The sequence below is a fragment of the Kitasatospora sp. RG8 genome (genome assembly GCF_017813315.1).
GTDB lineage: Bacteria > Actinomycetota > Actinomycetes > Streptomycetales > Streptomycetaceae > Kitasatospora.
In genome coordinates this window covers 1-11,584 of the sequence record NZ_JAGIYX010000063.1, presented here as the reverse complement: position 1 = coordinate 11,584, position 11,584 = coordinate 1, and the positions used below count along the sequence as shown (strand labels likewise).

Annotated in this window: 3 protein-coding genes; 2 read left to right on the top strand and 1 reads right to left on the bottom strand. The window is 70.5% G+C overall.

Features of this window, described 5'->3' with window-relative positions:
• Positions 1–1,866, bottom strand: a 1,866-nt coding sequence (locus J5Y04_RS40780) for a condensation domain-containing protein (protein WP_209417604.1), incomplete at its 3' end; no start/stop codon positions are given.
• Between the two features lie 903 nt (positions 1,867–2,769).
• Between J5Y04_RS40780 and J5Y04_RS40775 the strand changes: the two genes are divergently transcribed.
• The gene (locus J5Y04_RS40775; RefSeq protein ID WP_209417605.1) at positions 2,770–2,988 is read left to right on the top strand and encodes an MbtH family protein; all 219 of its coding nucleotides are present in this window, start codon (positions 2,770–2,772) and stop codon (positions 2,986–2,988) included.
• Between the two features lie 244 nt (positions 2,989–3,232).
• Positions 3,233–11,584, top strand: an 8,352-nt coding sequence (locus J5Y04_RS40770) for an amino acid adenylation domain-containing protein (protein ID WP_209417603.1), incomplete at its 3' end; no start/stop codon positions are given.

The window sequence follows — 11,584 nt, the reverse complement described above, 5'->3', positions numbered from 1 at the left end:
GAGATAGGCGGGGTGTTCGGGCAGCAGGCCGGGCTGGGGGGCGTGTCCGGGGCGGTCCGTGAGCAGTGCCTGCGTGGCGGGCTCGTCCAGGACGAGGCGGGGGACGTTCTCGGTTTCGGGGAGAAGGTGGCTGGTGGGGGTGTGGGTGAGCACGCACTGCGGGGCCGAGTCGCGGAGCATCTGCGCGATGCGTTCGGCGGGGTACTGCGGGTCGACGGGGACGTAGGCGGCGCCGGCCTTCACGGCGGCGAGCAGGGCGAGGACCATGTCGGTCGAGCGCTCCATGAACACCGCCACCCGCGACTCCGGGCCGACGCCCTGCTCGGTGAGCAGGTGGGCGAGCCGGTTCGCCCGGGTGTCGAGTTCGGCATAGGTGAGCCGGGTGTCCCCGGAGACCAGCGCGACCGCGTCCGGGGTCCGCTCGGCCTGCGCGCTCAGCAGCTCGGGCAGCGTCGCCCCGGCCAGGGGGCGGGCGGTGTCGTTCCACTCCACGAGGACGCGCTCGCGCTCCCCGGCGGACAGGACCTGTACCCGGTCGACGGGGTCGGCCGGGCGGGCGGTGACCGCCTCCAGCACCCGCACGAACCGCTCCGCGATCGCCTCGACGGTGCCGTGGTCGAACAGATCGGTGGCGTAAGCAAGTTGGCCACGCACACCGTGCGGGCGGGCACCCTCGAAGGTCTCCTGCAAGGTCAGAGACAGGTCGAACTTGGCGGGCGGCAGCGGCCCCGGCAGCACGCTCGCCCGCAGGCCCGGCAGGTCGAGGTCCGGGTCGGTGTTGTTCTGCAGGGCCAGCATGACCTGGAAGAGCGGGTGGCGGGCCATCGACCGGACGGGGGCGAGCTCCTCCACCAGGCGCTCGAACGGCACGTCCTGGTGCGAGAAGGCGTCCAGCGCCCGCTCACGCACCCGTCGCAGGACCTCGCCGAACGACGGGCTCCCCGACACGTCCGTCCGCAGCACCAGCGTGTTCACGAAGAACCCGACGAGGTCGTCGAGGGCCTGGTCGGTACGGCCGGCCACCGGCGTGCCGATCGGCACATCCTCGCCCGCGCCCAGGCGCGACAGCAGGACCGCCAACGCGGCCTGGAACACCATGAACACCGTCACGCCCTCGGCGCGGGCCAGCTCCGCGATCCGCGCGTGCAGTTCGGCCGGGACCACCAGGTCCACGTTGCCGCCCCGGTGGGTCGCCACCGCCGGACGCGTCCGGTCGAACGGCAGGACCAGCTCCTGGGGCGATCCCTCCAACACGGAACGCCAGTAGGCCAACTGCCCCGACAGCACACTGTCCGCGTCACCGGCATCACCGAGGAGCTCACGCTGCCACAACGTGTAGTCGGCGTACTGCACCGGCAGGGGCTCCCAGGCCGGCGCCCCACCCGCGCACCGCGCCGCGTACGCCGTCGACACGTCCCGCGCCAGCGGACCCAGCGACCAGCCGTCACCGGCGATGTGATGCACCAACAGGACGAGCACGTGCTCGCGCTCGCCGCACGGGAACAGCCATGCCCGGAACGGCACCTGCTGCGAGAGGTCGAACGCGTACCGGGCCGCCTCCGCGATCGCCTCCGCCACGGCCGGCGAATCGGCGGTCGAACCGGCCGGTGCCGCGGGCGCCACCGTCAGCACCTCGCCGACGGCACTCGCCTCCAGGATGTCCTGATACGGCCGGCCTTCCACGGACGTGAACACCGTCCGCAGCACCTCGTGCCGCTCCAGCACGTCCCGTAGCGCCGCCCCGAGCGCCCCACGGTCGAGGTCGCCCTCCAACCGGAGCACCGCCGGGAGGTTGTAGATCGAGCTCGACCCTTCCAACTGGCCCAGGAACCACAAGCGCTGCTGCGCAAACGACAAGGGCACCATCAGTGGGATTCTCCTAGCTCGTCGAGCAACCCGAGGCAGGACGACGCACCGGTGAGCCGCTCGCACGAGCGCTCACACTATTTCCCCCGGAGGCCGTTAGGCCTGTTGCCTGCAACCTGAATCTTTGATTAAAGCGTCCAGTTGACCTGGTACGTACAAAAAGACCTTAGTAACAGCAGTAGGCATCACTGCGCGGCAGTAGAAAAGGATCCCGAGCCAACAGTGGCGAGAACCACCGTGCCAAGCATAAGAGACCGACTACTACAGAGGCAGTGCCGCCTAAAGGACTACACGAACTTCGGAGCGCTTGGCAAGTGATCTTATCCACCCCTCAGGAGGGGCAACTGTACATGATCATCGCAAATAGGACATAAGCGTTCGACTGTATGCAAAGCTCTACCCTGGCCTCGCCGATCTGACGCGTGATAAGGTCCCTGACCTAGCCCTTTGATCGATCGAGGGCATCACTGGCTGAACACTCGGGGGAGACAGCAACGGTGGCAACAGAGGGCTTCAGTGCCGTGCGGCTCGGGGGAATAGTCGGCCCATTGGCCACCCCACCCGCACGCAGAATCTTCACGGAAAAAGAACTTCCCGAGCCAACTTTCCCAAGCCGCCCCGCCGAGCGCTCTCATCCGCTATCCCGCGCTTGAAGACTCCGTAGCGAACCCGTGCAGGACCAAGGGCTCACACGCCTGGCCTGCCGCGTTTCGCGCGACATCGGCCGGCCCGGTCCCACCGTGACCGCGCACGCCGTGCTCCCATAGGCGTCAGCGACACCTTCGACGTCCGAACTGTTCATCTTCACAAGGCACTTCAGCATCAACTGATGCCGCCCGCCCTGTGCGGATCGCCGGTTCGACGGTCGACGCCCCCCTCTTGCAGGAAGGCAAGGCCTCAACGATGGCAACGAATCCCTTTGAAGCAGCCGACCAGTCGTACCTGGCCCTGATCAATGACGAGGGCCAGCACTCGCTCTGGCCGGCCTGGATCGAAGTCCCGGCCGGCTGGAATGTGGCCTTCGGTGAGGCCACGCGCGATGCGTGCCTCGAATTCATCGAGAAGTCCTGGCAGGACATGCGACCGAAGAGCCTGATCGAGGCAGTGCAGCAGGGGAACTAGGACCGGAATCCGGTCGGAGCCGCCCGCCCTGACTTCCGCGGGATCCGGGGCTCCGGCCCCGCAATGCCACCGATAAGCGCCTCGGAGCCATTTTCCAGGCGCCATGAACCTGTCGTCAGGTGCGACCGGGCGAATCCGCCTGCGCTCTTCCTGACCCGCAATCGCAAGCGAATTTCAGCTGCTCATTTGGACGAGCCCGGCGGTCGGCCCGGGAAGCCGGTAAGCAAAGTGGAGATGGTCTGACATGCTGCACGCTCACCTGGATCTGACGACGGCGCAGTTGGGCATCTGGCGGGCCCAGCAGATGGACCCGAAGAACCCCATCTACAACATGGGGGAATACGCTGAAATTCGCGGGAACCTCGACGTCCGGCTCTTCGAGTCGTCCCTCCGGCAGGCGATCGACGAGATCGAGGTTCTGCGGTCAGAATTCACCGATGAGCACGGTGAACTGTCCCTCTCGATCGGCGAACCGTCCGAGTGGCCTTTCGAGGTCATCGATCTGTGCACCCACGAGTCGCCCGCGGAGACCGCCCTTGCCTGGATGCAGGCCGATATGGGCGTGCCGTTCGACATCAGGACCGGGCCGCTCTTCCGCGAGGTCCTCTTCAAGATGTCCGAGGACCGGTTCTTCTGGTATCAGCGGATTCACCACATCGCCTTCGACGGATTCAGCGGACGCCTGCTCTGGAACAGGGTGGCCGAGATCTACGCCGAACTGGCCGGCGGCAGCCCCGGCGTCACTCCGCGGATCTCCCCCGTCACCGGCCTGATCGAGGCCGAAAGGGCCTACCGGGAGTCCGCCAAGGACGGCGACCGGGAATTCTGGCGGGACCTCTACGCCGACCTGCCGGAAGCCGTGAGCCTGAGCGGCAAGGTGCCCGCCGGCATGCCCAACCGGCTCGAACGCCACCTCCAGCACGTCGAAGGGGACGAGGCGGTCCGGCTCCGCCAGGCCGCCAGGGGCCTGCGGACGAGCGTGGCCGGCCTCTACACGGTGGCGGCGGCCCTCCTCCTGCGCAAGACGACCGGCGCCAACGAGGTCGTCGTCGGCATTCCGGTGCCGGGTCGCAGCGGCACCGACATGAAGGTCCCCGGAATGATGTCGAACATCATTCCGATCCGCCTCCGGTTCTCCGCCGGAATGACGCTGTCGGCCCTTTCCAAGCACGTCTCCGCAAGGATTCGCGAAGCCCTCAAGCACCAGCGCTACCGCTACGAGGACCTGCGCGGTGATCTGCGCATCTCCGGCCAGCGGGACCTCTACAACCTCGTCGTCAACGTGATGCCCTTCGACTATTCACAGACGCTCGGGGACTGCCGGGTCCGCTTTCACGGCCTCTGCAGCTTCCACGTGAAGGACCTGTCGATCACGGTCTACGACCGATCCCTCGACGGCCAGATGGACATCGCGTTCGACGCGAATCCCGAAATCTATTCCCCGGACGACAACGCCGACAACGCCCGTCGTTTCCGGACGGTCCTCGACGAACTGGTGGCGCTGTCGCCCGACCGCCTGGTCGACGAGGTGTCGGTGCTGTCCGCCGGGGAGCGCGAGCGCGTCCTGGTGGAGTGGAACGACACCGCCCGCCCGTTGGCCGGGGCGACGCTGCCTGAGCTGCTGCGCGCGCAGGCGGAGCGGACGCCGGACGCGGTCGCGCTGGTCTGCGGCGGCACCCGCCTCACCTACGCCGAGCTCGACACCCGCGCCAACCGGCTTGCCCACCTGCTGGCCGGGCAGGGCGTCGGTCCGGAGTCCCGCGTCGCGGTGTTCATGGAGCGCTCGACCGAACTGATCGTCGCCCTGCTGGCCAGCCTCAAGGCCGGCGCCGCCTACGTGCCGATCGACCCGCAGTACCCCGCCGAACGCATCGCCCACATGCTCCGCGACTCGGCCCCGCAGTGCGTGCTCACCCACACCCCCACCAGCGGTCTCCTGCCCGAGACCGGCAGCAGCACGCGGATCGTCGTGGACGACCCCTCGACGCCGGCGCTGCTCGCCTCCCTGCCCGGCCACGACCCGCTCCCCCGCCTGCTGCCCGACCACCCCGCCTACGTCATCTACACCTCCGGCTCCACCGGAACCCCCAAGGGCGTGGCGCTCTCGCACCGCAGCCTCGTCAACTACGTGACGAGGTGCTGGGAGGCGTATCCGGAGCTGGCCGAGTCCACCCTGTTCCACGCCTCGGTGTCCTTCGACGCGGGCGTCACGGGGCTCTACGGGGCGCTCACCTCGGGGGGCCGTGTCCACCTGGCGGCGCTGGACAACGACCTGCCGGGGCTGCTCGGGGACGAGCGGCTGGCCTTCCTGAAGGCCACGCCCAGCCACTACGCCACCCTTGGGTCCCTGGACGGGATCTGCACGCCGACGGCACGGGTGATGGTCGGCGGCGAGGCCGTCCGCTGGGACCAGGTCCAGGGTCTCCGCCGCCGGCACCCCGGTGTGCGCGTGGTCAACCACTACGGTCCCACCGAGGCGACGGTGGGGTGCACCGACTTCGACGTCACCGGCGACGGGGCGGACCTCGACGGGTGCCTGCCGATCGGGCGGCCGATGTGGAACACCCAGGTCTACGTCCTGGACGCCTCCCTGCAGCCGGTGGCGCCGGGCGTGGCAGGTGAGCTCTACCTCGCCGGGGCCCAGCTCGCCCGCGGCTACCTCAACCGGCCCGCCCTCACCGCCGAGCGCTTCGTCGCCTGCCCGTTCGGCGAGCCCGGCGAGCGGATGTACCGCACCGGCGACCTGGCCCGCTGGCAGGCCGACGGGAACCTGGAGTTCATCGGACGCGCGGACGACCAGGTCAAGATCCGCGGCTACCGGATCGAACTCGGCGAGATCGAGGCCGTCGTCGCCGGCCACCACGCGGTCGCGCAGGCCACGGCGGTCGTCCGCGAGGACGCTCCCGGCGACAAGCGGCTCGTCGCCTACGTCGTCCCCGTCCCCGGTCGGGACGACCACGGCCCCGACGACGACCGGCTGCCCGCCGACGTCCGCCGCCACGCCGGACAGCACCTGCCCGAGTACATGGTCCCCGCAGCGGTCGTCGTCCTCGACGCCCTCCCGCTGACCGTCAACGGCAAGCTCGACCGGCGCGCACTCCCCGTGCCGGACTACGCCGCCGCCTCCACCGGCCGCGGCCCCTCCACCCTCGAAGAGGAAATCCTCTGCACCGTCTTCGCCGACGTGCTGGGCCTGGAGCAGGTCGGTGTCGACGACAACTTCTTCGAGCTGGGCGGGCATTCGCTCCTGGCGGTGACGCTGGTGGAGCGGCTGCGGTCCCGTGGCATGCCGATCGAGGTCAAGACGCTCTTCCTGTCGCCGACGGTGGCGAAGCTGGCCGAGCAGGCCGCGCACCGGGGTGAGGTGGAGGTGCCGGCGACGAACATCCCGGAAGGTGCCACGCGCCTCACGCCGGAGATGCTTCCCCTGGCCGGGCTGAACGAGGACGAACTCGCGCAGATCGCCGCGGTGGTCCCCGGCGGGGTGGCCAACGTCGCGGACGTCTACCCCCTCGCGCCCCTCCAGGAAGGCATCTTCTTCCACCACCTCATGCGCGAGCAGGGCGACCAGGACGCTTACGCCTCCGCGGCCGTCCTGGGCTTCGCATCGCTGGAGCGGGCCGAGGCGTTCGTCGGCGCCTTGCAGAGCGTCGTCGACCGGCACGACGTGCTGCGGACGGCGATCGTCTGGAAGGGGCTGCGGGAGCCGGTCCAGGTCGTCGCCCGCCGGGCCGAACTGCCGGTGGAGCGCCTCGTTCTCGACCACACCGACGGCGCCGACGACGCGGTGGCGCAGTTGCTGCGCGCGTGCGGCCGGTCCATGGCCATCGACCGCGCCCCCTTGATGCGTGTCCACCTCGCGGAGGACCGCGCCAACCGGCGCTGGCTCCTCGCGCTCCAGTCCCACCAGATCGTTCGTGATCACACCGCACTTGAGATCATGCTCGGTGAGGTCGCGGCGTTCCTGGCGGGTCGTGGGGAGGGTCTGCCGGCGCCGGTGCCGTTCAGGGAGTTCGTCGCACAGGCGCGGTTGCGGGTGCCCGAGGAGGAGCACGAGCGGTACTTCGCCCAGTTGTTGGGTGATGTCACGGAGCCCACGGCGCCGTTCGGTGTGCTGGACGTCCTGGGGGACGGTGCCGATGCCCGTGAGGCGCGGTTGCCCGTGGACGGGGCGCTCGCGGCGAGGCTGCGTGAGCAGGCCCGGCGGCTCGGTGTGAGTCCGGCGACGTTGTTCCACGTGGTGTGGGCGCGGGTGGTGGCCGCCGCGTCCGGGCAGGACGACGTGGTCTTCGGCACGGTGCTGTTCGGCCGGATGAACGGCGGTGCGGGGGCGGACCGGAGCCTGGGGCTGTTCATCAACACCCTGCCGGCCCGGGCCCGTACGGCGGCCGTGAGTGTGACCGACGCGGTCCGCGGGATGCAGGAGCAGCTCGCCGGGCTGCTGGCCCATGAGCACGCCTCCCTCGCGCTGGCCCAGCGCGCCAGCGGGGTCAGCCCGCGCACCCCGCTGTTCACCTCCGTCTTCAACTACCGGCACGCCGGGACCACGACGCAGACCGACAGTGGGATCGAGGGCGTCGACGTCGTCCACGCCGAGGAGCGCACGAACTACCCCCTGCTCGCGTCCGTCGACGCCGACGACACGGGGTTCTCGATCACCTGCCAGGCATCCGCGCCGATCGACGCGGATGCGGTCTGCGCGATGGTCCACGCCGCCGCCGAGGCCGTGGTCGACGCCCTCGAACACCACCCCCTCCAGCCCCTGCACCAGATCCCCGTCCTCTCCGCCGGGGAGCGCGAGCGTGTCCTCGTGGAGTGGAACGACACCGCCCGCCCGATCGCCGGGGCGACACTGCCGGAGCTGTTCCGTGCGCAGGCCGAGCGGACGCCGAACGCGGTCGCGCTGGTCTTCGAGGGCACCCGTCTGACCTACGGCGAGCTCGACACCCGGGCCAACCAACTCGCCCACCTGCTCACCGAGCAGGGCGTCGGCCCGGAGTCGCGCGTGGCCGTGTTCATGCAGCGCTCGACCGAACTGGTCGTCGCCCTGCTCGGCATCCTCAAGGCCGGCGCCGCCTTCGTCCCCGTCGACCCGCAGTACCCCGCCGAGCGCATCGCGCAGATGCTCCGTGACGCCGGACCGCAGTACGTACTCACCCACGCCCCCACCGGCCCTCTCCTCCCCGAGTCCGAGGGCCTCCCCCGCCTCGTCCTGGACGACCCCGGCACGCAGGCGCTGCTGGCGGACCGGCCCGGGCACGCCCCGCAATCCGGCCTGCTGCCCGGCCACCCGGCCTACGTCATCTACACCTCCGGCTCCACCGGGACCCCCAAGGGCGTGGCGGTCGCGCACCGCAGCATCGTCAACAAGCTCGTGTGGCGGCAGGCCGAGTACGCGCTCGACGCCTCGGACCGGGTCCTCCAGAAGACGCCCTACGGCTTCGACGTCTCGGTCTGGGAGTTCTTCTGGCCGCTGACCTGCGGCGCCACCCTCGTCGTCGCCAAGCCGGACGGGCACCGCGACCCCGCCTACCTCGCCGAGCTGATCAACACCGAAGGCGTCACCGTCACGCACTTCATCCCCTCCATGCTCCAGGCGTTCCTCCAGGAACCCGCCGCCGCGACCTGCACCGGCCTGAAGACCGTGTTCTGCAGCGGGGAAGCCCTCCCGACGCAGCTGTGCGAGCAGTTCGACGCTCTGCTGGGCGTCCCGCTGCACAACCTCTACGGCCCCACCGAGGCCGCGGTGGAGGTGACCTCGTGGCAGTACACCGCCCAGTCCAGCCCCGCCGTGCCCATGGGGCGGCCCATCTGGAACACCCGCGTCTACGTCCTCGACGCCTCCCTCCAGCCGGTGGCGCCGGGCGTGGCCGGTGAGCTCTACCTCGCCGGCGTCCAGCTCGCCCGCGGCTACCTCAACCGGCCCGGTCTGACCGCCGAGCGGTTCGTCGCCTGCCCGTTCGGCGCCCCCGGCGAGCGGATGTACCGCACCGGCGACCTCGTGCGCTGGCGGGCGGACGGGAACCTGGAGTTCCTCAGGCGCGCGGACGACCAGGTCAAGATCCGCGGCTTCCGCATCGAACTCGGCGAGATCGAGGCGGTGATCACCGGCCACCACGCCGTGGCGCACGCCACCGCGATCGTCCGCGAGGACACCCCCGGCGACAAGCGCATCGTCGCCTACGTCATCCCCGCACCCGGCCACGACGGGCAGGACGGGCAGGAACTGCCCCCGGTGCTCCGGGCGTTCACCGCCGAGCAGCTGCCCGACTACATGGTCCCCTCAGCGGTCGTGCTCCTCGACGCCCTGCCGCTGACGGTCAACGGCAAGCTCGACCGGCGGGCGTTGCCGGTGCCGGAGTTCGGCGTCGTCTCCGTCGGCCGCGGCCCGTCCACGGTCCAGGAGGAGCTGCTCTGCGCGGCCTTCGCCGACGTGCTGGGCCTGGAGCAGATCGGTGTCGACGACAACTTCTTCGACCTCGGCGGGCACTCCCTCCTCGCCACCCGCCTCGTCGCCCGGATCCGTTCCGTGCTGGGTGTCGAGCTCGGCATCCGCACCCTGTTCGAGGCACCGACCGTCGCCGCCCTGGCACACGCCCTGACCGGCGCCGGCACCTCCCGGCCCGCCCTGGCCGCAGTCACCCGGCCCGAGCAGCTACCGCTCTCCTTCGCACAGCAGCGCCTCTGGTTCCTCGGCCAGCTCGAAGGCGCAAACTCGACCTACAACATCTCGGCGGTCCTGCGTCTGGAGGGCGACCTCGACCAGAGCGCGTTCGAGGCCGCGCTGCGGGACGTCCTGGAACGCCACGAGGTGCTCCGCACCGTGTTCCCGACCGTCGACGGACAGCCGCACCAGCACATCCTCCAGCTCAGTGACCTCGGCGACATCTTGACCGTCACCCCCATCGACCCCACCGATCCCGCCACCCTTCAGGCCGCGGTCGCCGAGGCCGCCGGGCACGCGTTCGACCTCTCGCAGCAAGTGCCCTTCCGGGCATGCCTGTTCCCCTCCGGCGACCGCGAGCACCTCTTGGTCCTGCTCGTCCACCACATCGCCGGCGACGGCTGGTCGCTGATGCCGCTGGCGCGCGACCTGTCGACGGCGTACGCGGCGCGGTGCGCGGGTGGGGCGCCGGCCTGGGAAGCCCTGCCGGTGCAGTACGCCGACTACACGTTGTGGCAGCGTGAGCTCCTCGGGGATGCCGGGGACGCCGACAGCGCACTGTCCGGGCAACTCGCCTACTGGCGTTCCGTGTTGGAGGGCTCGCCCCAGGAGCTGGTCCTGCCGTTCGACCGGACGCGTCCGGCGGTGGCCACCCACCGGGGCGGCAGCGTGGACCTGGCGATCCCGGCCGAACTGCACGCCCGGATCGCCGACATCGCCCGCACCGAGGGCGTCACCGTCTTCATGGTCCTCCAGGCCGCGTTGGCGGTCCTGCTGTCGCGCCTGGGGGCCGGCGAGGATGTGCCGATCGGCACGCCGGTGGCCGGCCGTACCGACCAGGCCCTCGACGACCTCGTCGGGTTCTTCGTCAACACGCTGGTGCTGCGGACGGACGTGTCGGGGAGCCCGTCGTTCGGCGAGGTCCTGCGGCGGGTGCGCGAGCGGGCGCTGGACGCCTTCGCCCACCAGGACGTGCCCTTCGAGCGACTGGTGGAAGAGCTCGCCCCCGCACGCTCCATGGCCCGCCACCCGCTCTTCCAGGTGCTGCTGGCCCTGCAGAACAACACCGACCCGGTCCTCGAACTCCCGGGTCTGCGGGCGAGCGTGCTGCCCGGCCCGCAGCCCCCGGCCAAGTTCGACCTCGCCCTCACTCTCCACGAGGCCTTCGACGACCGCACCCACCCCCAGGGCATCAGCGGCCAACTCGGCTACTCCACCGACCTGTTCGACCACGACACCGTCGAGGCGATCGCGCAGCGGTTCGTGCGGGTGCTGGAGGCGGTCACCGCCCGCCCGGCCGACCCCGTCGACCGGGTACAGGTCCTGTCCGTCGGGGAGCGTGAGCGTGTCCTGGTGGAGTGGAACGACACCGCCCGCCCGATCGCCGGGGCGACACTCCCGGAGCTGTTCCGTGCGCAGGTGGAGCGGACGCCGGACGCCATCGCGCTGATCTCCGAGAGCACCCGTCTGACCTACGCCGAGCTCGACGCCCGGGCCAACCAACTCGCCCACCTGCTCACCGAGCAGGGCGTCGGCCCGGAGTCGCGGGTGGCGGTGTTCATGGGACGTTCGGCGGAGTTGGTCGTCGCGCTGTTGGCGGTGTTGAAGGCGGGTGCGGCGTATGTGCCGGTCGATCCGCGGGCGCCGTTGGCCCGGATGCGGGCGGTCCTGCGCGAGGCCGGCGCGTGTCTGCTGCTGACCGACGCGTCGACCGCGGGCCACGACCTGGTCCTGGAGGGTGTGGCCGCCGATCCGGCGCGTGTCCTCCAACTTGCGGCACGTGTGGACCACTTGCCGTCGATGGCGCCGGCGGTGAGTGTCACTCCTGAGCATGTCGCGTACGTGATGTACACCTCGGGTTCGACGGGGACCCCGAAGGGCATCGCCACCACCCACCGGGGTGTTGCCGACCTGGCGCGGGACCGTGCCTGG